The 22,084-nt window shown below is 60.2% G+C and carries 21 protein-coding genes; 3 read left to right on the forward strand and 18 right to left on the reverse strand.

Features of this window, described 5'->3' with window-relative positions; genetic code table 11:
* From CKW07_RS22255 to CKW07_RS22285, 7 genes are all read right to left on the reverse strand, one after another.
* Positions 1 to 804 (reverse strand): ABC transporter ATP-binding protein, encoded by an 804-nt coding sequence (locus tag CKW07_RS22255; RefSeq protein WP_095147064.1) that lies wholly within the window; start codon positions 802 to 804, stop codon positions 1 to 3.
* Complete coding sequence (locus CKW07_RS22260; protein ID WP_095147065.1) at positions 801 to 1,946, reverse strand: ABC transporter permease; 1,146 nt, start codon at positions 1,944 to 1,946, stop codon at positions 801 to 803. Before CKW07_RS22260 ends, CKW07_RS22255 begins: the two co-directional genes overlap by 4 nt.
* Before the next feature lie 54 nt (positions 1,947 to 2,000).
* Positions 2,001 to 3,044: a DUF5924 family protein gene (locus CKW07_RS22265; protein ID WP_095147066.1), complete on the reverse strand. Its 1,044-nt coding sequence runs from the start codon at positions 3,042 to 3,044 to the stop codon at positions 2,001 to 2,003.
* A 102-nt stretch (positions 3,045 to 3,146) separates the two neighbouring features.
* Entirely contained in the window at positions 3,147 to 4,526 is a 1,380-nt protein-coding gene (locus CKW07_RS22270; protein ID WP_095147067.1) for a pitrilysin family protein, read from the reverse strand.
* 79 nt (positions 4,527 to 4,605) lie between these two features.
* The gene (locus CKW07_RS22275) at positions 4,606 to 6,264 is read right to left on the reverse strand and encodes a Na/Pi cotransporter family protein (protein WP_095147068.1); all 1,659 of its coding nucleotides are present in this window, start codon (positions 6,262 to 6,264) and stop codon (positions 4,606 to 4,608) included.
* A gap of 212 nt (positions 6,265 to 6,476) precedes the next feature.
* Positions 6,477 to 7,247, reverse strand: coding sequence for a TerC family protein (locus CKW07_RS22280; RefSeq protein WP_095147069.1), 771 nt, complete (start codon positions 7,245 to 7,247; stop codon positions 6,477 to 6,479).
* Positions 7,248 to 7,333: 86 nt separating this feature from the next.
* The gene (locus CKW07_RS22285; protein ID WP_095083401.1) at positions 7,334 to 8,641 is read right to left on the reverse strand and encodes a CitMHS family transporter; all 1,308 of its coding nucleotides are present in this window, start codon (positions 8,639 to 8,641) and stop codon (positions 7,334 to 7,336) included.
* A gap of 342 nt (positions 8,642 to 8,983) precedes the next feature.
* On the opposite strand from CKW07_RS22285, the gene CKW07_RS22290 reads away from it, so the two are divergent.
* Positions 8,984 to 9,385, forward strand: a complete 402-nt coding sequence (locus tag CKW07_RS22290) for a GFA family protein (RefSeq protein ID WP_095147070.1) — start codon at positions 8,984 to 8,986, stop codon at positions 9,383 to 9,385.
* 8 nt (positions 9,386 to 9,393) lie between these two features.
* On the opposite strand, the gene CKW07_RS22295 is transcribed toward CKW07_RS22290, so the two are convergent.
* From CKW07_RS22295 to CKW07_RS22340, 11 genes are all read right to left on the reverse strand, one after another.
* A complete protein-coding gene (locus CKW07_RS22295) occupies positions 9,394 to 11,355 on the reverse strand; it encodes a DUF4105 domain-containing protein (RefSeq protein ID WP_095147071.1) in 1,962 nt (653 codons plus the stop codon).
* Positions 11,352 to 11,672 (reverse strand): DUF2388 domain-containing protein, encoded by a 321-nt coding sequence (locus CKW07_RS22300; RefSeq protein ID WP_095083395.1) that lies wholly within the window; start codon positions 11,670 to 11,672, stop codon positions 11,352 to 11,354. Before CKW07_RS22300 ends, CKW07_RS22295 begins: the two co-directional genes overlap by 4 nt.
* Before the next feature lie 27 nt (positions 11,673 to 11,699).
* Entirely contained in the window at positions 11,700 to 11,795 is a 96-nt protein-coding gene (locus CKW07_RS25805; RefSeq protein ID WP_371850668.1) for a DUF2388 domain-containing protein, read from the reverse strand.
* A 63-nt stretch (positions 11,796 to 11,858) separates the two neighbouring features.
* A complete protein-coding gene (locus tag CKW07_RS22305; protein WP_095083393.1) occupies positions 11,859 to 12,176 on the reverse strand; it encodes a DUF2388 domain-containing protein in 318 nt (105 codons plus the stop codon).
* A gap of 172 nt (positions 12,177 to 12,348) precedes the next feature.
* Complete coding sequence (locus tag CKW07_RS22310) at positions 12,349 to 12,567, reverse strand: DUF1127 domain-containing protein (RefSeq protein ID WP_095147072.1); 219 nt, start codon at positions 12,565 to 12,567, stop codon at positions 12,349 to 12,351.
* Between the two features lie 270 nt (positions 12,568 to 12,837).
* Positions 12,838 to 13,053, reverse strand: coding sequence for a DUF1127 domain-containing protein (locus tag CKW07_RS22315; RefSeq protein ID WP_095083390.1), 216 nt, complete (start codon positions 13,051 to 13,053; stop codon positions 12,838 to 12,840).
* Positions 13,054 to 13,372: 319 nt separating this feature from the next.
* Complete coding sequence (locus CKW07_RS22320; protein WP_095147073.1) at positions 13,373 to 14,866, reverse strand: acetyl-CoA hydrolase/transferase family protein; 1,494 nt, start codon at positions 14,864 to 14,866, stop codon at positions 13,373 to 13,375.
* Positions 14,867 to 15,046: 180 nt separating this feature from the next.
* Complete coding sequence (locus tag CKW07_RS22325; protein ID WP_095147074.1) at positions 15,047 to 16,483, reverse strand: NAD(P)(+) transhydrogenase (Re/Si-specific) subunit beta; 1,437 nt, start codon at positions 16,481 to 16,483, stop codon at positions 15,047 to 15,049.
* Positions 16,483 to 16,806: an NAD(P) transhydrogenase subunit alpha gene (locus CKW07_RS22330; RefSeq protein WP_003187010.1), complete on the reverse strand. Its 324-nt coding sequence runs from the start codon at positions 16,804 to 16,806 to the stop codon at positions 16,483 to 16,485. Before CKW07_RS22330 ends, CKW07_RS22325 begins: the two co-directional genes overlap by 1 nt.
* A gap of 15 nt (positions 16,807 to 16,821) precedes the next feature.
* Complete coding sequence (locus tag CKW07_RS22335) at positions 16,822 to 17,943, reverse strand: Re/Si-specific NAD(P)(+) transhydrogenase subunit alpha (protein ID WP_095147075.1); 1,122 nt, start codon at positions 17,941 to 17,943, stop codon at positions 16,822 to 16,824.
* A gap of 428 nt (positions 17,944 to 18,371) precedes the next feature.
* Complete coding sequence (locus tag CKW07_RS22340) at positions 18,372 to 19,292, reverse strand: LysR family transcriptional regulator (protein WP_095147076.1); 921 nt, start codon at positions 19,290 to 19,292, stop codon at positions 18,372 to 18,374.
* A 156-nt stretch (positions 19,293 to 19,448) separates the two neighbouring features.
* Between CKW07_RS22340 and CKW07_RS22345 the strand changes: the two genes are divergently transcribed.
* Both CKW07_RS22345 and CKW07_RS22350 read left to right on the forward strand, forming a co-directional pair.
* Positions 19,449 to 20,630: an acyl-CoA dehydrogenase gene (locus tag CKW07_RS22345; RefSeq protein ID WP_095147077.1), complete on the forward strand. Its 1,182-nt coding sequence runs from the start codon at positions 19,449 to 19,451 to the stop codon at positions 20,628 to 20,630.
* Positions 20,631 to 20,643: 13 nt separating this feature from the next.
* Positions 20,644 to 21,864, forward strand: coding sequence for a CaiB/BaiF CoA-transferase family protein (locus tag CKW07_RS22350; protein ID WP_095147078.1), 1,221 nt, complete (start codon positions 20,644 to 20,646; stop codon positions 21,862 to 21,864).
* Positions 21,865 to 22,084: the final 220 nt, after the last annotated feature.

Genomic DNA, 22,084 nt, shown 5'->3' on the forward strand with positions numbered 1-22,084 from the left:
TCATACCTCGTTGAGCTGTGAAGCGGCTGTCAGCGCCGCGCGGCCACGTGGGCCATGGAAGTACTCGTGAATCCACGGGTCGCTGGTCTCGGACACGACGTCGATGGCATCGGCCACCAGCACCTTTTTCTGCGCCAGCACCGCCACCCGGTCGGTGATGGTGTAGAGCGTGTCGAGGTCGTGGGTCACCAGGAACACACTCAGTCCCAACGCATCGCGCAGCGTCAGGATCAACTGATCGAATGCGGCTGCACCGATAGGATCAAGGCCCGCGGTCGGCTCATCGAGAAACAGGATGTCCGGATCCAGCGCCAGTGCCCGGGCCAGTGCAGCACGTTTGATCATGCCGCCGGACAGCGAGGCCGGGTACTTGTCGGCCGCCGACAGGGGCAAGCCGGCGAGGGCCAGTTTCACGGCGGCTAGGTGCTCGGCATCGTCGCGGCTCAGCCCGGCGTGTTCGATCAGTGGCAGCGCGACGTTTTCAGTCACGGTCAGCGACGAGAACAATGCGCCCTTCTGGAACAGCACGCCGAAGCGCCGCTCGACCATTGAACGCTCATGCTCCGACAGGCTGGGCAGGTTCTTGCCAAATACCGTCACGTTGCCTTCGCTGGGCTGGCGCAGGCCGACGATGCTGCGTAGCAACACCGACTTGCCGCTGCCGGAACCACCCACTACGGCGAGGATCTCGCCCTTGTATAGATCCAGATCGAGATTCTCATGCACGCTTTGCTTGCCGAAGCGGTTGCACAGTCCACGGACTTCGATCACCGCTTCGGTGGGTGCACGGGGTAAGCGACTCACCAGCCCATCTCCATAAAGAACATCGCGGCCACCGCATCCAGCACGATCACCACAAAAATCGACTGCACCACGCTTGAGGTCGTGTGTGCGCCCACGGACTCGGCGCTGCCGCTGACCTTGAAGCCTTCCAGGCAGCCGATGGCGGCGATCAGGAAGGCGAAGATCGGCGCTTTGACCATGCCCACCAGAAAGTGCTGAACGCCAATGTCCGATTGCAGTAAGGACAGGAACATCGCCGGCGAGATATCCAGAGAGAGGGCGCAGACCACCCCGCCGCCGACAATCCCCGAGAGCATGGCCAGAAACGTCAACATGGGCAGTGCCACCAGCAACGCCAGTACCCGCGGCACCACCAGCAACTCGGTCGGGTCCAGGCCCAGGGTGCGGATGGCATCGATTTCTTCGTTGGCCTTCATGGAGCCGATTTGCGCGGTGAAGGCACTGGCAGTGCGGCCAGCCATGAGGATCGCGGTCAGCAATACGCCAAATTCACGTAAAAAGGAGAAGGCCACCAGGTCCACGGTAAAGATGCTCGCGCCAAAGCTGGCGAGTACTGTCGCCCCGAGGAACGCCACTACCGCGCCCACCAGAAAGGTCAGCAAGGCGACGATGGGGGCGGCGTCGAGCCCGGTTTGTTCGATGTGTGCCACCATCGGGGTGATCCGCCAGCGCTTGGGGCGAAACAGCCCGCGGGCGATGGTTTCCAGGATCAGGCCGACAAAGCCCAGCAGTTGCAGGGTGTCTTGCCAGACGGTATCGACAGCGCGACCAATCCGGGTCAGCAACTGGACGCCAACGCTGATGTCGGGTTCTTTGACGGGGATGCAGAAGTCGGCCATTGAGCAATAGACCGTTTGCAGCAGCGCGCGGTCGGCGGCTGACAGGCTGCAGTCGGGGTGTTCGGCCGATTTGCCGAGGCGCTCGGCCCCCAACAGTTCGACCAGCAAGGAAGCGCCTGCCGTGTCGAGGGCACCCAGTCCGTTAAGGTTAATGGTGGTGCGCTCGTCGTACTGACCTTTGAGGGTTTCACGCAGGCGCTTGAGGTCGGCGTAATGGGCGAGCGTCCAATCCCCCGTGATCCTCAGCAGCGCGGGGGTCTGCGAGGTATCGAGTCGGGCACTGCCGGTTATCGTATTGCTCATAAGCTCCTTGCTTGTTCGGCTGATACGCAGTGCTACGTAATAGCATGATCGCCGTTACTTTACCTCGTTCGGCGCCTGATTGTTTTGACCTGCGTCGCTCACGACGAAGCGCAGGACACCAATCACCTGGCCGTCTTCGGTCAGTACCTGAACCTGCCATTTACCCACCGGATTGCCGGGGAAATTCTGCTTGTGGGTCCAGGCCCGGTAGCCCTCCTTGCGCCCGCCGTGGATATCCAGGGCAATGCGGTCGACCTCTTTGCCGTTGAACTTCCAGACGTGATAAATCCGCTCGTCCAGCCCGCGCGGGGCGTTGATCGCGGTGTAGGCGTACAGGCCATCGCGGCTCAGTTGGGCAACGCTGACCTGATGCAGGCTGTCGCCTGGCGTACGGTCCTGCAGTTGGGTGCTGATGGCCACCTCGGTCATCCACAAGGTGGCCGGCGGTACCCACGAGCGCATGAACCAGCCAGTTGCCCCGATGACCAGGGTGATGCACAGCACGCTCAGCCCGCCGCGCAGTGTGCGAATCGGAAAGATCGAGGCCAGGCTCGGGAACGACAGCAGCATGGCGGTGCCCAGTGCCAGTTTGAAGCTCTGTGCAGTGGTCAGGTGCAGGATGATCGGCAGTGCGGTCAGCAGGGCGGCGAACAGCGTCAGGGTGTGCATGGCCAGGAACAACCAGCGCCGCGGTGCCAGCCACTTGTAGTACAGGGGGTCGATGATCGAGATCAGCGCCGCGGCGCCGAGCAGCCCGGTGAACACCAGTTGCCCGCTGTTCCAGGCGGTCGTGATGAAAAAGAACGGCAGGACGAAGAACAGGCTTTCCTGGTGGATCATCTGCGTGGCATAGCGCAGCAGAGGTTGCGGAATTTCGCGCTTGAACACCTTGGCGAACAGTTCGGTCAGGCTGTTTTCCAGCATCAGCCAGACCCAACTGACCAGCATGATGATTGCAATCCAGGTCGCCAGACCTTGTTGGCGGTCAACCAGGATAAAGCTGCCGATCCCCGAGATGAAACCACCCAGGGCAATGACCCCGGGGTAGCGCTTCATCAGTTCGAGAATGCGCTGTACGGTCTGGGGGAGATTAGGCATTGGACGGTTCACAGTGCTCAAGGGAAAAACCCGCACAGGATACCGCTGGCACACTGATGTTGCGAGAAGCCTGTGGCGAGGGAGCCAGTGCCCTCGCGATCGTTACGGGTGCCTGCGATGCCAACGCCAGCCCAGCACACCGAATACCAGCACCCCCAACATGCCACCCAACAACCACAGCACCTGGTCATCGCTGAGCAGTGGCTTCTCGATTCGCAGGTAACCCGGCTGGTCGAGCAGTGCATGCAGGGCCAGGTTGGCCTGTTTGAGCGTCACCGCGCGCAAGCGTCTGGCGGGGTTGTCGAAGCGACCGTCTTCATAGTCTGACAGGGCGCTCCAGTAGTAGTCGGCCAATCCGCTGTTGCCTTGCACGGCCCAGGCTTGCCGGGTAATGGCCGCCTGTTTCAGGCGCTCGAAGCCGACAGGGTCGAGGCCGTTTTTCAGCAGGTCGGCCTTGAGCTCATCCAGGACCTGCTGCGCCTGCGGCAGGTCATCGCGCTCAAGATCCGCATTGAGGCTCATGAAGCCTACGCCACCGAACACTTCGCGTTCGGCGGACGGGCCATAGGACAAGCCATGTGCCAGTCGTAGCTGACGGTAAAGCGCCCAGTCGAGGTAGTCCTTGAGCAGATCGAAGGTCTCGTCGTACTGATCGTCGAGCACCGGCTCCGGGAGCAGCCAGTGCAGCCTGGCACCGTCGCCCACCCATCCGTGGATCAGGTTGCGCCGGGCCTGGGCGGTGTTCTGAATCTGCGGCAGGGGCGGATGCGCGGTGGGCTCGATCGGCTTGAGTTGACCGAAAGTGCGTTCAAGGTAGGCCGGTAGCAGGCGATCGAGGTCGCCCACGATAATCAGCGTCATGTTATTGGGGGCATACCAGTCCTTGCGCACCCTCTTCAATTGTTCGCGGGTCAGATGATGGACTTCGGCCCGCTCCGGGCACTTGAGGCCCAACTCCACGGCCAGTTGATTACTCGCCGTGTGGCCCAGGTCCTGGCGGTCGAGCCAGCGTTGCAGGTGGGTGTAGTGGCCACCATCTTCACGTTCAACCACCTGTTTGGCGGCGCGGATGGCCGTGTCGTAGATGCGGGTTTTGGTCAGCAGTGCCAACAGGACGTCCAGGACCTTACGCTGGTTTTTCGCCGGGGCTTCGATGACGAAGGTGGTGTCGGCATTGCTGGTGTAGGCGTTCCATTCACCCCCCAGCCCCTGCATGCGCTCTTCAAGCCCACCCTCGCCTCCGGCGTCGATGCCGCTGAACAGCACATGCTCAAGCAGGTGAGGCAGTTCTTTGTCAGCGCAGGCGAAATCATCAAGGCCAACTCCAACCACCAGACGAATGGCGACATGGCCACGTTCACTGCCGGGTTTGAGCAGAATCTGCAGGCCGTTTGGTAGCACGTAACCTTCAACCTGAAAGCGGTCCAGGGCCCATGAGCAGGTGGAGCCGAGCAGCAGACACGCGAACAACAGACAACGCATAACAACCTTCCTGGCGGGTAGAGGCGGGAGCGAGGGTTTTCATTCAGCTTTTATAGGGACTTTTTACAACGCTAGACGTTCAGGGTGAATGGGTGATGTCAGCCATGTCCTCGACAGCCAGGGCGCCGGTTTCGAAGGTTTCCAGCACCACGTAGGCGCTGCCGCAGAACAGTGAGTTCAAGCGTTTCATGTCGGCAATCAGCTCCAGGTGCAGCGAGCTGGTCTCGATGCTTTGTACGATTTTTCTTTGTAGCCGGCTGACGTGGGCATGGGCCAGGCGTCTCTCCTGAGCCCGAAAGCGGCGTTTCTCGCGCAACAGCTGTCGGGCACTTTCCTTATCGGCGCTGAGAAACACCGACAACCCCAGGCGCAGGTTGGCGATCAATTGATGGTGCAAACCGGCCAGTTCTTCTAGGCCGACGTCGGAAAAGGAGCGACGCTGCGAGGTCTTTTGCTGCTGAACCTTGCGCAGCATACGTTCGATCAGGTCCGAGGCGAGCTTCAGGTTGATCGCCAGCTCGATGATTTCCGCCCAGCGCCGGCTGTCCTGGTCGCTGAGGTCTTCGCGGGGCATCTGCGCCAGGTAGAGCTTGATCGCGCTATAGAGGGCTTCAACGTCATCGCTCAAGCGCCGCACTTCCTGGGTGACGGCGGTCTGCTTGCCGCGCAGCACGTCGAGCATGGCTTCGAGCATGTTATCGATCAGGTCGCCGATGCGCAGGGTTTCCCGGGAGGCGTTGGCCAGGGCCAGGCTCGGGGTGGTGAGGGCTGTTGGGTCCAGATGCCGGGGTTTTGCCTGACCGTTGGTTTCCGGACGCTCCGGTAGCAGCCAGGCGCAGAGCCGTGCCATCGGGCTGACGGTGGGCAGCAGGATCAGGCAGCGAAGGGTGTTGTAGAGCAGATGAAAACCGATCACCAGGCCCTGAGGGCTGAAATCAAGGCTGTCCATCCAGTGCACCAGCGGGTCGAGTACCGGAATGATCAACAGCAGGCCGATCATTTTGTACAGCAGGCTACCCAGTGCGACTTGCCGCCCTGCGGCGTTTTGCATGCTGGTGCTGAGGAATGCCAATACACCGCTGCCAATGTTGGCGCCAATGACCAGGCCAATGGCCACTGGCAGGCTGATCACTCCGGCGCCGGCAAGGGTCGCCGTGAGCAGTACCGCCGCCAGACTGGAGTAGGAAATCATCGCGAACAGTGCGCCGATCAGGGCATCGAGCAGGATGTCGCCGGTCAGCGAGGCAAACAGCACCTTGACGCCCTGGGCATGGGTGATGGGAGCCGCGGCTTCGACGATCAGTTGCAGGGCCAGAATAATCAGCCCTAGGCCAATCCCTACCCGGCCGAGTTGGCCTGCGCGAGTTTGCTTGCGCGAGAGAAAGAGAATCACGCCCAGGAAAATCAGCAGCGGCGACAGCCAGGACAGATCCAGGGTCAGGACCCGCGCCATCAACGCGGTACCGACATCGGCGCCGAGCATGGTTGCCAGGGCCGGCGTCAGTGCCATCAGGCCCTGGCCGACGAATGAAGTTACCAGCATCGCGGTGGCGTTGCTGCTCTGGACCATGGCGGTCACCAGGATCCCGGCGATGAAGGCCAGCCAGCGCTTGGACATGTTGCGGCCAATGACGTGGCGCAGGTTGGAACCGTAGACCCGCAGGATGCCGGTTCGCACGATGTGCGTGCCCCAGATCAGCAGGGCCACCGCAGACAATAGATTGAGCAGGGTCAGCATAGTGGGCCCCCTGAATGCATAGCGCCCCAAAGGGGCAAGTTGACGGTGCCGCGTAACGTTATGGATTCTGTACTTAAGCTGTAGTTGGCGAATGGTCCTGACGCCAGCATCGCATAGCTAAAGAGGTGATTGAAACAAAGCTGTCATGAAAACAGCGTTCTGCAGACGTGAAAAAGGGGCTCGAAAGCCCCTTTTCCTGCCGCGCAGTCGGGTTACTGGCCCGGGATGTCCTTGCGCAGTTTTACCGGCTCGTGAGCCAGGTTCTTCTTTTTCGCCATTGCCGAGCGCATCTTGATGTTGAACGCTTCGACAGCCAGCGAGAACGCCATGGCGAAGTAGACATAGCCTTTTGGCACATGCACTTCGAAGGCTTCGGCGATCAGCACGGTACCCACCACCAGCAGGAACGACAGCGCGAGCATTTTCAGCGATGGGTGCTTGTCGATGAACTCGCTGATTTTGCCAGCTGCCAGCATCATCACCAGCACTGCAACGACGATCGCGGCCACCATGACCGGAACATGGGACACCATGCCGACGGCGGTAATGACCGAGTCCAGGGAAAATACGATGTCGATGATTGCGATCTGGATGATCGTGTAGAGGAAGTTGCCGCCCTTGCCGCTTGGCTCGTCGGTTGTTTCGTCCTCACCTTCCAGTGCGTGGTACATCTCCTGGGAGCTTTTCCACAGCAGGAACAGGCCACCGAAGAACAGGATCAGGTCCCGTCCGGAAATACCCTGGCCGAAGATTACAAACAGATCTGCGGTCAGACGCATGACCCAGGTGATCGACAGCAGCAACAGGATCCGGGTGATCATGGCCAGCGCCAGGCCAAAGATCCGGGTACGTGCCTGCATATGCTTGGGCATGCGGCTGACCAGGATCGAGATCATGATGATGTTGTCGATGCCCAGAACGATTTCCAGGGCCGTCAGTGTGAAGAAGGCAACCCAGATCTCCGGGTTGGTCAGCCATTCCATGTGTATTCCTTTGAGCGAGTGTTAAACCACGACGCCAGCCGCTTCAAACATCGAAGTCAGGCTGGCGGCGCAGTGATGTGAGGATGTTACAGGGTGCTGAACAATGGAAAAATACCCATCAGCAACGCGGCGACCAGTATGCACAAGCAAACCAGCACTGCCCACTTGAGGGTGAAGCGCTGGTGATCGCCGAATTCGATCCCGGCCAGCGCCACCAGCAGGTAGGTCGAAGGCACCAGCGGGCTCAGCAAGTGTACGGGTTGGCCAACGATCGAGGCACGGGCCATTTCCACGGCGGTGATGCCATAGTGGCTGGCGGCTTCGGCGAGAACCGGTAACACGCCGTAATAAAATGCATCGTTGGACATGAAGAACGTGAACGGCATGCTCACCAGTGCGGTGATCACGGCCAGGTACGGGCCCAGGAACTCCGGAATCACGGCCAGCAAGCTTTTGGACATGGCATCGACCATGCCGGTGCCGGACAGGATACCGGTGAAGATACCCGCGGCAAAGATCAACCCGACGACCGCCAGTACACTACCGGCGTGAGCCGCCACGCGGTCCTTCTGTTGTTGCAGGCACGGATAGTTGACGATCATCGCGATACTGAACGCGACCATGAACAGCACGGGCAGTGGCAGCAGGCCGGCGATCAGGGCGCACATCAGGACCAGCGTCAGGGCACCGTTGAACCAGATCAGCTTTGGACGACGGGCGTCCGGGAACTGGGAAACGCTGATCTCGCTGTGGTCGATCTCATCGCCTGCCAGGTGCAATTCACCCAGGCGTGCACGCTCACGCTTACCGTACAGGTAGGCAATCGCCAGGATCGCCACCACGCCGGCAAGCATGGCCGGGATCATCGGCACGAAAATGTCCGACGGGTCGACATGCAATGCGCTGGCGGCTCGGGCGGTCGGGCCACCCCAGGGGGTCATGTTCATCACGCCACCGGCGAGGATGATCAGGCCGGCCATGATCCGCGGGCTCATGCCGATGCGGCTGTACAACGGCAGCATGGCGGCCACGCAGATCATGTAGGTGGTCGCGCCGTCACCGTCCAGGGACACGACCAGGGCCAGCACGGCGGTGCCGACGGACACCTTCAGCGGGTCGCCCTTGACCAGCTTGAGGATCTTGCGCACCGCCGGGTCAAACAGGCCGGAGTCGATCATCAGTGCGAAATAGAGAATGGCGAACATCAGCATCACCCCGGTCGGGGCCAGCTTGGTGATGCCTTCGAGCATCATCGGGCCGATCTTCGGCGCAAAGCCACCGAACAGGGCAAACAGGATCGGAACGATGATCAGGGCGATCAGCGCCGAGAGGCGCTTGGTCATGATCAGGTACATGAACGTGATGACCATGGCAAAGCCAAGGAAAGTCAGCATGGGAATACTCCAGGCGTAGCGCGACTAGGGAATGGCGGACCGGATGGGGTCAGCGCAGAACGGGAGGCACGAGGCGTACGAAGGGAGTCGGGGCGAACAGGCGGGTAGGAGCGAACATCAGAATCACCATTGTTGTTGTTAAATGGGCCGGGCAAACGATGCAACGTTCGCGTCGGCCAACCGGTCTATTGCCGGTAGTGAGGCGATCCTAATCGGCCAACCTTTCAGCTACCTTTCGCAGAACAAACAGCGGACGAGATGTTCAAGGTCGCAGGTTGACGCCTAAAGTAATGGGCTGGACGCCGACCGGACGGCCCGAAGCCTGAGTAGGGGGATCTGCAGATGAGCGAACTTCACACCGGTGGATGCCATTGCGGGCAACTGCGTTATGAATTCAGCGGGCCATTGCGCGACATCGCCCATTGTCACTGCTCGATATGCCGACGGGTCAGCGGAGGTCTGGTGACCACCTGGATCACCCTGCCCCGCTCTGCATTCCGATGGCTGGCCGGGACTGCGGCGCGGTACGACTCTTCTGAAAACTGCGCGCGGTTTTTCTGCGCCCATTGTGGTGCGCACCTGGCGCTGATCACTCAGCTGAGCCCGGACACCATCGACGTGACCATCGCCACCCTCGACCATCCTGAGCACGCCCCGGCCGACCGGCACATCTGGACCGACAGCCGCTTGCCCTGGCTGCACCTGGATGAGCAGTTGCCTGAAGAGGCACAGGAAAGCCTGTAGCCCAGGCCTCAAGGCAGCTCCAGGCCTCCGGCTGCCTTGTGCAGGGCTCGCAGGTGTTCACCCAATTGCTTGAGGTTGGCCTCGCTGGCTGCAATTTCTGCTGCGCGCGCGGGTTCCAGCAGCGCCCTCACCTCTTTGTCCAGATCGCCGGTCAGCGCCAGCAGTTTCTTCTGCCGGGTGCTGCTCTCCGATTCCAGGCGTTGCCATTCATTGGCTTGCGGCAGTCCATAGCCGCCCCTGTCGAGCAATTCCGCGGGGCGGCTGAGGAAGCCGCTGTTAGCGAGAATCTGCTGCAAGGTCTGGTTGGCTTTATCCATGCCGCCGTTCGTCAGCTCGCGGGCGTCCAGGTAGCGTTGTTTCACTTCATTCTGGGCCAGCATCAGTTGCTGGCGGAAACTGGCCTGTTCCAGCAACAGCAGCGCGGCGCTGGTCCGCAGATCGGCCTGGTCAAACCACGGGCGACGCTCTGCGGCGCTCAAGGCCAGCCAGTCTTCAACCTTGTCCTGTCTGATCGGCAGGTGTTTTTTCAGTACCTCGAACATGGCCTGGTAGCGGTCACGGAACGAGTCAAAGCGATAGCCAAGGCGCAAGGCTTCACGTGGATCGTCGAGCACGCTGGTGTCCGCCAGTCCCCGGGCCTTGAGCACTTCCAGCAAGCCGTTGGGCATGATGCTGTCCAGCCCGGTCAACTGCGGGTTGTGACTGCCGCTGCGCAACAGCTTCAGGCTTTCGACCGCGCAGTTGTTGGACAGGAAGAAGTAGTTGCCGTCGTAGCTCCAGTGCATCTCCGCCGCGTGCTCGACCACCTCTTCGATTTCGCTGCGCGACAGATTGAGCGGTACCGAGGCCAGGCTGCGCAGTTCGGTCTTGGTGTATTCGTCGATGACCTGGGACAGCGGCAGCACGAAAAGCCGCGACGGGTACTTGCCGACCAGACCGTCCCAGCTCGAGAGCTGTACGTCCCCGACGAACGCTCGGTAGGACAATACCAGTGAGTATTCCAGGTCCAGGCGACAGTCCGGCCCGCGTGGGCGGCCCGGTGCGCAGATCACCAGGCGCAACATGCTGTGGCCCCAGCGACTGACCAGGTTCTGGTTGGCTTCGGCCAACAGGTAGTCAACGGCGTAGACCCGTTCAGGATCGACCTGCCCCAGCGGCTGCCTGGCGAAGTCGTTGCCGGCGTTCAGGAAGGCGTAGGAGCTGGCGCAGGTGTCTTTGGTGGCGGGTGCCCAGCCAAAGTGTTCCTGGTAATAGCGGTACAACGCGGGACGGCGGCAGGCGTAACTCGGGTCGAGGAGGAAGTACTCCATGTTGACCGCGACGAATTCCTTGGGGCTGCTGGTCTCGTAGAGATCCGGGCTGCGGACGATCTGGCGGTTGTGTTGCTCACGTTCACCCCGACGACCGACGTACTGCTGCCAGCCGGCCAGGTCCAGCAGGCGCGGGTCGTCACTCAGGGTAAAGCGACGCCCCGTCTGGCCACGGCACTGATCGGGGATGCCGACCAGTCCCGAACTGTTGTTTTGTCGCGTGCAGCGCTGGATCAGCACACGTTCGGGGCCTGACCACAGGCGCGCACGGTCGTAGATATGGGTGAGTTCGTGCAGCACCGTGGCGAGCATTTCCCGGCGTACGGTGCCGTGCGGGCGATGGGTTTTTTTCGTCGCGGCACTGCCGTCGGTCAGGCTGGCCAGCAGCTTGCGATTGAGATCGAGTTCCGACACCAGCGACGCCTGGCCGTAAGCGTTGCTCGGCATGTTGTCGGTCCAGCCGACATCGATGCGACGGTCCAGTTGCTCGATAAAGCGTGGCGGCAGTGCCTGCATCGCTTCATCCAGCAGTGCCTGGCTGGCCTGTTGCTCTGCCGGGCTCAAACCTTCGGTCTTGAGGTGTAGTTGCAGGCTGGCTTGCGCTGTGCCGCCGAGCAGCAACAAGCATGCACTCAGCAGCCAGGTGACGAGCGGCCTCACAGTGCGAGGATAGCTTCGGCGAGGACCTGATCACTGGCGTCGCGAGCTTCAGGCACGCGGGTGCGCAAGGTGTCGAAGGCGGCTTCCAGGTGCGCGCCACGGATATCACCGTTGCTGGCAACGAAACTGGCGGCATCGTCCCGGGCCTCACGGATGACTTTCATGTCGCGGATCGAGGTGGTGGTATCGGATGTGAAATCCAGGGTGCGCTGGGTCGCACGGATCAATATGTTGCTGGTGGCTACCAGGGTGTGTGCCTGGGCCACATCGGCCAACAACAGTAGGCCAAGGGTGGCAGCAATCAGCGGGTTACGCATGGAACGACTCCGGAAGAACAGGGATAACTATTGGACGAGAATTGTCTGTGCCAGTTCAAGCTCGCTGACACGAAGTTTTGGCGGAGCCTGGCGCAGGTAAACCAGCGCAGGCTCCAGGCGCACGGCTCGGGGCAGAGCCTGCGCGGAGGAAGCGGGGCCGGTCAGGCCGACCCCGTTGACGTGCAATCAGATGGTCAGGATGGCCTGAGCCAGCTGTGCATCGGTCGCGCTCAGCTGTGGAACCTGCTTGCGGATGTGCTCCAGAGCGCTTTCCAGGCGAACGCCACGGATGGCGCCTTCGCTGGCCACGAAGCTGGCCGCATCGTCGCGAGCCGCTCGTACGATCTTGTCGTCGCGGAACGAAGAGGTGACATCGGAGGTCGCGTCGGAAGTGGCTTTGAGTGCGCCGACAATTGCGTCAGTGGTGGCGATCAGGCTGGTCGCGTGCGAGTTGGCGGCAACGGCCAGCAGGGCCGCAGCGCTGAGCAGACGAAGACGGGACATGGGGGTAACTCCTGTTGATGAACAAAAACCAAAAAGTGGTGCTGAATACGCCGGGCAACACACCGTGTGTCGCGTTGAAGCTGTGAATCAGACGCGTCATACGCAGTGTTCGCCACGTGTTCTTGGATATTAGGCCGTTGCCCAAGGGTTCGAATAGTCCCATCGCACTTTGTCACACCTCCAATCGCCAAAATGGCCTATCCAGTTCGGCGGCTCGGTCCGAGTGGCTCAGGCCAATGTCGTGCAGTTGCTGGTCATTGAGTTGAGCCAGCAGGCGCCGGGTTCGTGCCCTCTCCATGCAACGACCGGTAGCCGCGAACAGGCGGGCCATCAGCTTGAGGGTGCTTAAGCGCTGGGGGCGTGGGAGCGAAATATCGAGTGAGCGGTCCATGATGAAGTCCTCGCGCAGAGGCTGGTAAAGCAGCCTTGGGAGAACAGGGTGAGCTTTTTTGTGGCACTGGAGCAGCTACAGCAGTGTTTAATTGTACTGGTTCAGTTGTTTGGTATTTGAAACTGTACCTGTCAGGCATCAACGCTTCTGTACCGACGTTTATTCAGCCCTGAAACGACAAAACCCGTCGCGATTGCCCGCGACGGGTTTTGTGTATGCAATTCAGGGTGCTGGCGGTGGACCCGGTGGGTCAGGGCCAGCGACGCTAACTTAGCGCCAGAACGGCTTGCTCAGCTCTTCGTAACGCTGTGCTTCGCTAATCCCTGCGTCAGCCAGCAGACGCGAATCCAGGCGAGCCAGTTGGTGGCGGCTGGAGATGCGGCGTTGCCACAGCATCAGGTTGGCGAGAACGCGCAGAGGCATGGAAGCCTGGGTTTTTTCAGCTTTGTCTTCGAAGAACAGTTCGGAACTGAGTGTACGTTCCATGATTGACATCCTTCCGCTTGTGGCGGGATTAGGTAGTGGTTTAACTGGTACCCATGATCCTCTCGTTTGGCCAGTCTCTCTAGATACAGTTCACCTGTATTGTGAGGGACCAGTTAACTGTTAATAGGGGCTGTACTGGTCTAAATTGAGGCAACTGTACCTATCTGCACTGTAGTAGTGCATTTTTAAGGTTTTTGTCTGGGAAGGTAGGCAAATAGGGTAGGAAAAGGCCGGTACAGTAGTACAGTTTTTGCTGGATTTTGATTGAGTGAGGGCGAGCTGACGAAACTGTGTTTGCGCCAGCCGCCTTCTGTATCAATCACACGGCGAGCATGTGACCGGTTTCTTCCAGGTTCATGTGCCAGCTGAGTGCATCGCGCAGGATGTGTGGCGTGTGTCCGCCGAGGGCGCAAGCCTTGTCGAAGTAGTCATTCAGCGCCTGGCGATAGTCCGGGTGCACACAGTTGTCGATGACCACCCGGGCACGCTCCCGAGGTGCCAGGCCGCGCAAATCGGCAAGGCCGATCTCGGTAACCAGGATGTCCACATCATGTTCGGTGTGGTCAACGTGGCTGACCATCGGCACCACGCTGGAAATCGCCCCGCCCTTGGCAATCGACTTGGTGACGAAGATCGACAGGTGCGCGTTACGGGCAAAGTCTCCCGAGCCGCCGATGCCGTTCATCATCCGCGTGCCGCAGACGTGGGTGGAGTTGACGTTGCCGTACAGATCGAACTCCAGGGCAGTGTTGATGCCGATGATGCCCAGGCGACGAACCACTTCAGGGTGGTTGGAGATCTCCTGCGGGCGCAGCACCAGCTTGTCCTTGTAGCGCTCCAGATTGCCGAACACATCGGCATTGCGTCGGCTCGACAGGGTGATCGAACTGCCCGAGGCAAAGCTCAGTTTGCCGGCGTCGATCAGGTCGAAGGTCGAGTCCTGCAGCACTTCGGAGTACATGGTCAGGTCTTCGAATGGCGAGTCGATCAACCCGCACATCACGGAGTTGGCGATGTTGCCAATACCGGCTTGCAGCGGCCCGAGCTTGTTGGTCATGCGCCCGGCGTCCACTTCCTGCTTGAAGAAGTCGATCAGGTGGTCGGCAATCGCCTGGGTCTCGCTGTCGGGCGGCAACACCGTGGACGGTGAGTCCGACTGATTGGTGATGACGATCGCGACGATTTTTTCCGGCGGGATCGGGATGGCGGTGCTGCCAATGCGATCATCGACCTTGACCAGCGGGATCGGGGTGCGGGTCGGGCGGTAGGTCGGAATATAGATGTCGTGCAGACCTTCCAGGTTCGGGTTGTGCGCCAGGTTGATCTCGATGATCACCTGCTGGGCGAAAATCGCGAAACTGGCGGAGTTGCCGACCGAGGTCGTGGGCACGATGTGGCCTTGCTCTGTGATTGCCACGGCTTCAATCACCGCGATGTCCGGCAGCTTGAGTTGCTGGTTGCGCAGCTGCTCCACGGTCTCCGACAGATGCTGGTCAATGAACATGACTTCGCCGGCGTTGATCGCCTTGCGCAGTGTGCTGTCGACCTGGAACGGCATGCGACGGGCCAGCACGCCGGCCTCGGTGAGTTCTTTGTCGAGGTCGTTGCCCAGGCTGGCACCGGTCATCAGGCTAATCTTCAGCGGCGTGACCTTGGCGCGCTCGGCCAGTGCATGGGGCACCGCCTTGGCTTCGCCGGCGCGGGTGAAACCGCTCATGCCGACGGTCATGCCGTCTTGAATCAGAGCGGCAGCATCGGCGGCGCTCATCACCTTATCCAACAACGAAGGCAAGCGAATACGGTCACGGTACATGGATTGTTATCTCGGGCAGCGGAAGCAAGATGCGCAGTCTAGTGATTTCAAAAAAATTCGTCCCGCTACCATGGTCGAATGCCGATCGCTGATTTAGAGCCTTTGGTCGGGTTATAGCGGGTAATAAAAAACCCCAGCCTACTAGAGGCTGGGGTTTGGGGTATTGCGCTGGCGCAGGTTTTAATCGACTGCTTTAACCATATCCTCGATGACTTTCTTGGCGTCACCGAAGACCATCATGGTTTTGTCCAGGTAGAACAGTTCGTTTTCCAAACCGGCATAGCCGCTGGCCATCGAACGCTTGTTGACGATTACGGTCTTGGCTTTATAGGCCTCGAGGATCGGCATGCCGGCAATCGGCGACTTCGGATCGTTCTTCGCCGCGGGGTTGACCACGTCGTTGGCGCCCAGCACCAGCACCACGTCGGTCTGGCCGAACTCGGAGTTGATGTCCTCCATCTCGAACACTTGCTCATAAGGCACTTCGGCCTCGGCCAGCAGGACGTTCATATGGCCTGGCATCCGCCCGGCGACCGGGTGGATCGCAAACTTCACAGTGACACCACGGTGAGTCAGCTTCTCCGCCAGCTCCATCAGCGAGTGCTGGGCACGTGCCACCGCCAGGCCGTAGCCCGGCACGATGATCACGGTGTCGGCGTTGGTCAGCAGGAACGCGGCATCGTCGGACGAGCCGGACTTCACCGGACGAGCTTCCTGGGCGCCAGCTGGGCCTGCGGTATCCGTTGCACCGCCAAAACCGCCGAGCAGTACGTTGAAGAACGAGCGGTTCATCGCTTTGCACATGATGTACGAGAGGATGGCACCGGAAGAACCCACCAAGGAGCCTGCGATGATCAGCATCGAGTTGTTCAGCGAGAAGCCGATACCCGCTGCTGCCCAACCGGAATAGCTATTGAGCATTGACACCACCACCGGCATATCGGCACCGCCGATCGGGATGATGATCAGCACGCCCATCACGAAGGCCAGGGCCAGCATCAAGGCGAAAGCGCCGAGGTTGCCGGTCAGCATGAAGGTGATGCCCAAGCCGAGCGTCGCCAGGCCCAGCACCAGGTTCAGCTTGTGCTGGCCGCCAAACTGTACCGGTGCGCCCTGGAACAGGCGGAACTTGTACTTGCCCGACAGCTTGCCGAAGGCAATTACCGAACCGGAGAAGGTGATGGCACCAATCGCCGCGCCAAGGAACAGTTCCATGCGGTTACCGGCCGGGATCGGATCACCCAGCTGTTTGACGATGCCCAGCGACTGCGGCTCGACCACGGCGGCGATGGCGATGAACACGGCGGCCATACCGATCATGCTGTGCATGAACGCGACCAGTTCCGGCATCTTGGTCATTTCAACGCGCTTGGCCATGATCGAACCGGCCGTGCCGCCCACCAGCAGGCCGACGATCACATAGCCGATACCCGCGGTGGCCAGCTCTGCGCCCAGCTTATAGATGAGGCCCACGGTGGTGATGATGGCCAGCGCCATGCCGAGCATGCCGAACAGGTTGCCGCGGCGTGAGGTGGTTGGGTGCGACAGGCCTTTGAGGGCCTGGATAAAGCAGATCGACGCGATCAAGTAGAGCGTCGTTACGAGGTTCATGCTCATTACTTGGGCGCCTCTTCTTTTACGGCTTTCGGGGCTTTTTTCTTGAACATCTCAAGCATGCGGCGGGTGACCAGGAAGCCACCGAACACGTTGACCGCAGCCAGTGCCACGGCGAGGGTGCCCATGGTCTTGCCCAGCGGTGTCACGGTCAAGGCGGCCGCCAGCATGGCGCCAACGATCACGATCGCGGAGATGGCGTTGGTCACGGCCATCAGCGGCGTGTGCAAGGCGGGTGTAACGTTCCAGACCACGTGATAACCGACATAGATCGCCAGCACGAAGATGATCAGGTTGTAGATACCGGGGGAGATAAGCTCTTCCATCGTCTGAATCCCTGCTTAGGCGTTTTTGCGGATGACTTGGCCATCGCGGCACATCAGGCACGCGGCGACGATGTCGTCTTCTAGGTTGATCTCGAACTGGCCTTCTTTGGTGAAGACCAGTTTCAGGAAGTCCAGCAGGTTGCGGGCGTACAGCGCCGAGGCGTCTGCACCGACCTGTGCGGCCAGGTTGGTCGGGCCGGCAATCGTCACGCCATGCGCGACGATCACTTGATCGGCCACGGTCAGCGGGCAGTTACCGCCTTGCGCCGCTGCGAGGTCGATGACCACCGAGCCCGGTTTCATTTGCGCGACGGTTTCCGCGCTCAGCAGGACTGGCGCCTTGCGACCCGGAATCAGTGCGGTGGTGATGACGATGTCAGCCTGCTTGGCGCGCTCATGCACGGCCTGGGCCTGACGTTGCATCCAACTGGTCGGCATCGGGCGAGCGTAACCGCCAACGCCGACCGCGCACTCACGCTCTTCGTCGGTTTCGTACGGGACGTCGACGAACTTCGCACCCAGGGATTCAATCTGTTCCTTCACGGCCGGACGTACGTCGGACGCTTCAATCACGGCACCCAGGCGCTTGGCGGTGGCGATGGCCTGCAAGCCCGCGACACCGGCGCCCAGAATCAGCACGCGCGCGGCTTTCACGGTGCCTGCTGCGGTCATCAGCATCGGCATGAAGCGCGGATAGTGATGCGCGGCCAGCAGCACGGCTTTATAGCCGGCAATGTTGGCTTGCGAAGAGAGCACGTCGAGGCTTTGTGCGCGGGATGTGCGTGGCGCGGCTTCCAGGGCGAACGCGGTAATGCCGCGCTCGGCCAGTTTGGCAATGGTTTCATTGCTGAACGGGTTGAGCATGCCAACCAGCACGGTTCCACTTTTGATCAGGGTCAGTTCGATGTCGCTGGGGGCGACCACCTTCAGAATCAGCTCTGCACCAAATGCATCGTGGGCGCTGCCAATCACCGCACCTGCCGCTTCATAAGCACTGTCCACAACGCTGGCATTGACGCCCGCGCCGCTTTGCACAGTGACTGTATGACCCTGGCCGATCAGCTTCTTGATGGTTTCCGGGGTTGCAGCAACCCGCGTTTCACCGGTCTGGGTTTCGAGAGGAACACCAATGTGCACGTCAAATCTCCTGCTTGATCTTATTGCTTTGATCTTTCTTGGAAGTCCAGCGCACTGCGGAGGGTGCACTGGGGCGGCCGATCAGCACGACTCCGCCGTATTTCGGGCGGGGCGCGGCATTTTGCAGGCGAACTTTGTGCCCTTCAAGGGATTATGACGGGTGACGGAAAATTAACTACAAGTCACCCCGTGACCGAATGTCGCAACTGAACTGTTCAATCCCTTGCAGGCCGTGCCTTTCAAGGATTCTGGCCGAAATTCAAGAATTTACACATCGGCCGTATGAATGATGCGCCATGGTATCGATTCAAGGCCGCAAAGCCGCGTCGTTAGGCGCGTGTGGCACGATTGTACCGGTTGTGGGTACAGTCTACGGATATGCGACAAATAGTTATATCTGTAGGGCTTTTGGTTATTTGACTACGGGGTCAGCTAATGTCGGGCAGCCCCTGTCCTTCTATGTTGTAGCTGTGAGCCTGCTTGATCAGCCAGTCTCGAAATGCGCGTAAAGAGGCAGATTCGACCTTTCGATCAGGAATCATCAGGTAATAGGCCTTGATACTCGACAGTGCCTGGGTGTTGGCAATGACCAGTCGTTTCTCTGCCAGTTCGCGTTGAATCAGGAAGGGTGGGATCAAGGCAATACCCATGTCATGCATGGCTGCTTGGGCGAGCATGGAGAATAGCTCGTATCGGGGGCCTGTCATGTCGCGGGGGATGTTCAGGTGCTGTGAGTTGAACCATTGACGCCAGGCATAGGGGCGCGTGGTCTGTTGCAGCAGGGGCAGGTCGGCAATCATCTCGGCACTCAGGTGAGTGCGATCGCCCAGCAAGGTCGGGCTGCACACCGGCATTGGGTTCTCCCCCATCAGCCTGTGGGATTCGGTGCCGGACCAGTCGGCATCGCCAAAGTAGATCGCAGCGTCGAATTCGGTGTCGGCAAACAGAAAGGGCCGTGTGCGGTTGGTGAGGTTGACCGTCACTTCCGGGTGTTGCTGCTGAAAGTCCTTGAGTCGTGGCAGCAGCCATTGAGTGCCGAAGGTGGGGACAACCGCCAGTTCGATGACATTGGCGCCCTGCTGGCCCATTACCGACAGTGTGTCGCGCTCAACGGCGTCCAGTTGGGTGGCGACGCGTCGGCTGTAGGAAAGACCGGCTTCCGTCAGCTTCACTCCGCGCCGCGAGCGTCGGAACAGTTCGACGCTGAGGAATTCCTCCAGGCTGGCGATCTGTCGGCAGATGGCGCCTTGAGTCAGCGAAAGCTCCTGGGCCGCCTTGGTAAAGCTCTCGTGGCGGGCGGCGGCTTCGAAGCTGATCAGTGCGGCAGTGCTGGGTATTTTGCGGCGCATGTACGGCAACCTCACACGTTATTGGTGCTTTCAGGGTTTCAGGAAGTTACGGAGTGAGAAACTAGCACAACAGCATGCAAAATCCTCGTTTGCCCAATGCCTAAACGGCGCCTAGGATCAGTCCACGATATTTGACCTACTCGCGAGGACACTCTCATGGCCGGTAAAGCTAGCTTCAACTGGATCGATCCCCTGCTGCTGGATCAACAGCTCACTGAAGAAGAGCGCATGGTGCGCGATAGCGCTGCTCAGTTTGCGCAGGACAAGCTGGCGCCACGCATTCTTGAAGCGTTCCGCCATGAGAAAACCGACCCGGCCATCTTCCGCGAAATGGGCGAGATCGGCCTGCTGGGCGCGACCATTCCCGAGCAATACGGCGGCAGCGGCCTGAACTACGTGAGCTACGGCCTGATTGCCCGTGAAGTCGAGCGTGTCGACTCTGGCTATCGCTCGATGATGAGTGTGCAGTCCTCCCTGGTCATGGTGCCGATCAATGAGTTTGGTACTGAAGCCCAGAAGCAGAAATACCTGCCGAAACTGGCAAGCGGTGAGTGGATTGGCTGCTTCGGTCTGACCGAGCCAAACCATGGTTCCGATCCAGGCTCGATGATTACCCGGGCGCGCAAAGTGGAAGGCGGCTACAGCCTGACCGGCAGCAAGATGTGGATCACCAACAGTCCGATCGCTGACGTATTCGTGGTATGGGCTAAGGACGATGCCGGCGACATTCGTGGCTTCGTGCTGGAAAAAGGCTGGAAAGGGCTGAGTGCCCCAGTCATCCACGGCAAGGTAGGCCTGCGTGCCTCCATCACTGGTGAGATCGTGATGGACAACGTGTTTGTTCCCGAAGAGAACATCTTCCCGGACGTGCGCGGCTTGAAGGGTCCATTCACTTGCCTCAACTCTGCCCGTTATGGCATCTCCTGGGGCGCATTGGGTGCGGCCGAGTTCTGCTGGCACACCGCTCGTCAGTACACCCTGGATCGTCAGCAGTTTGGCCGCCCTCTGGCTGCCACTCAGTTGATCCAGAAGAAGCTGGCCGACATGCAGACTGAAATCACCCTCGCCTTGCAAGGTTGCCTGCGTCTGGGGCGTATGAAGGATGAAGGCACGGCCGCTGTCGAAATCACCTCGATGATGAAGCGCAACTCGTGCGGCAAGTCGCTGGATATCGTCCGTATGGCCCGTGACATGCTGGGCGGCAACGGCATCTCCGATGAGTTCGGTGTTGCACGTCACCTGGTCAACCTCGAGGTGGTCAATACCTACGAAGGCACCCATGACGTCCATGCGCTGATCCTGGGTCGTGCGCAGACCGGTCTCCAGGCGTTCTATTAATAGGAGAGCGGCCATGGGTGCGTTATCGCATTTGCGGGTACTGGATTTGTCGCGGGTACTGGCCGGGCCTTGGGCCGGTCAGATCCTTGCGGACCTTGGTGCCGAGGTGATCAAGGTCGAGCGTCCCGGTAATGGCGATGACACTCGCGCCTGGGGCCCGCCCTTCCTGAAGGATGCCTACGGCGAAAACACCAGCGAGGCCGCCTATTACTTGTCGGCCAATCGCAACAAGCAATCGGTGACCATCGACTTTACCCAGGCTGAAGGTCAGCGCCTGGTGCGTGAGTTGGCGGCGAAGTCCGACATCCTGATCGAAAACTTCAAGGTCGGCGGTCTGGCGGCTTACGGGCTGGACTATGAGTCGCTCAAGGCGATCAACCCTAACCTGATCTATTGCTCGATCACCGGTTTTGGTCAAACCGGTCCTTATGCAAAGCGCGCCGGCTATGACTTCATGATTCAGGGGCTTGGCGGCCTGATGAGCCTGACGGGGCGACCCGAGGGGGATGAGGGGGCTGGACCGGTGAAAGTCGGTGTGGCGCTGACGGATATTCTGACGGGCCTCTACTCGACGGTGGCGATCCTGGCAGCCTTGGCTCACCGGGATCATGACGGTGGCGGCCAGCACATCGATATGGCGCTGCTGGATGTGCAGGTCGCGTGTCTGGCTAACCAAGCGATGAACTACCTGACGACGGGGGTGGCGCCCAAGCGCTTGGGCAATGCACACCCGAACATCGTCCCTTACCAGGATTTCCCGACGGCGGATGGCAACTTCATCCTGACAGTGGGTAATGACGGGCAGTTTCGCAAGTTCGCTGAAGTGGCTGGCCAGGCGCAGTGGGCGGATGATCCGCGGTTTGCGACCAACAAACTGCGGGTGGCCAATCGTGCGGTGCTGATTCCGTTGATTCGCCAGGCGACAGTCTTCAAGACTACTGCCGAGTGGGTGGCGCAGTTGGAGCTGGCCGGTGTGCCGTGCGGGCCGATCAACGACCTGTCGCAGGTATTCGCCGATCCCCAGGTGCAGGCTCGTGGCCTGGCGATAGAGTTGCCTCATGCTTTGGCAGGGTTGGTGCCGCAGGTTGCCAGCCCGATTCGCTTGTCCGAGACCCCGGTTGAGTACCGCAGCGCTCCTCCTCTACTGGGCGAGCATACGCTTGAGGTGTTGCAGCGGGTGCTGGGGCTTGATGGGGCGGCCGTTGCTGCTTTCAAAGAGGCCGGCGTGCTCTGAGGGGTTCTTCTATATAGAAGCGATGCTTTTCCTTGCTTGTCCGGGAGGGAAAACATCGCTTTTGCCCGTTTGTGCAGTTTATTGATAGAAACTCTGAATTAGCAGTTGACGGCGAATTTTATCTGTCTATAATCCGCCCACTTCCGGCGCAGTCGAAACGGAAAACTCCTTGGTAAACAACGAGTTACGCAGTTTTCGGCAGCAGGTTGCTTCAGGTCAT

The organism is Pseudomonas sp. Irchel s3b6, from assembly GCF_900187415.1.
Taxonomy (GTDB): Bacteria; Pseudomonadota; Gammaproteobacteria; order Pseudomonadales; family Pseudomonadaceae; genus Aquipseudomonas.

Bases quoted from the DNA above. Each gene is read 5' to 3' on its own strand.
- CKW07_RS22270 (WP_095147067.1), bottom strand. From the start codon at position 4,526: ATGCGTTGTCTGTTGTTCGCGTGTCTGCTGCTCGGCTCCACCTGCTCA.
- CKW07_RS22285 (WP_095083401.1), bottom strand. From the start codon at position 8,641: ATGCTGACTTTCCTTGGCTTTGCCATGGTCATCACGTTCATGTACCTG.
- CKW07_RS22260 (WP_095147065.1), bottom strand. From the start codon at position 1,946: ATGAGCAATACGATAACCGGCAGTGCCCGACTCGATACCTCGCAGACC.
- CKW07_RS22325 (WP_095147074.1), bottom strand. From the start codon at position 16,483: ATGAGCATGAACCTCGTAACGACGCTCTACTTGATCGCGTCGATCTGC.
- CKW07_RS22290 (WP_095147070.1), top strand. From the start codon at position 8,984: ATGAGCGAACTTCACACCGGTGGATGCCATTGCGGGCAACTGCGTTAT.
- CKW07_RS22330 (WP_003187010.1), bottom strand. From the start codon at position 16,806: ATGGAAGAGCTTATCTCCCCCGGTATCTACAACCTGATCATCTTCGTG.
- CKW07_RS22300 (WP_095083395.1), bottom strand. From the start codon at position 11,672: ATGCGTAACCCGCTGATTGCTGCCACCCTTGGCCTACTGTTGTTGGCC.
- CKW07_RS22320 (WP_095147073.1), bottom strand. From the start codon at position 14,866: ATGTACCGTGACCGTATTCGCTTGCCTTCGTTGTTGGATAAGGTGATG.
- CKW07_RS22305 (WP_095083393.1), bottom strand. From the start codon at position 12,176: ATGTCCCGTCTTCGTCTGCTCAGCGCTGCGGCCCTGCTGGCCGTTGCC.
- CKW07_RS22280 (WP_095147069.1), bottom strand. From the start codon at position 7,247: ATGGAATGGCTGACCAACCCGGAGATCTGGGTTGCCTTCTTCACACTG.
- CKW07_RS22315 (WP_095083390.1), bottom strand. From the start codon at position 13,053: ATGGAACGTACACTCAGTTCCGAACTGTTCTTCGAAGACAAAGCTGAA.
- CKW07_RS22265 (WP_095147066.1), bottom strand. From the start codon at position 3,044: ATGCCTAATCTCCCCCAGACCGTACAGCGCATTCTCGAACTGATGAAG.
- CKW07_RS22310 (WP_095147072.1), bottom strand. From the start codon at position 12,567: ATGGACCGCTCACTCGATATTTCGCTCCCACGCCCCCAGCGCTTAAGC.
- CKW07_RS22275 (WP_095147068.1), bottom strand. From the start codon at position 6,264: ATGCTGACCCTGCTCAATCTATTGTCTGCGGTGGCCCTGCTGATCTGG.
- CKW07_RS22345 (WP_095147077.1), top strand. From the start codon at position 19,449: ATGGCCGGTAAAGCTAGCTTCAACTGGATCGATCCCCTGCTGCTGGAT.
- CKW07_RS22350 (WP_095147078.1), top strand. From the start codon at position 20,644: ATGGGTGCGTTATCGCATTTGCGGGTACTGGATTTGTCGCGGGTACTG.
- CKW07_RS22340 (WP_095147076.1), bottom strand. From the start codon at position 19,292: ATGCGCCGCAAAATACCCAGCACTGCCGCACTGATCAGCTTCGAAGCC.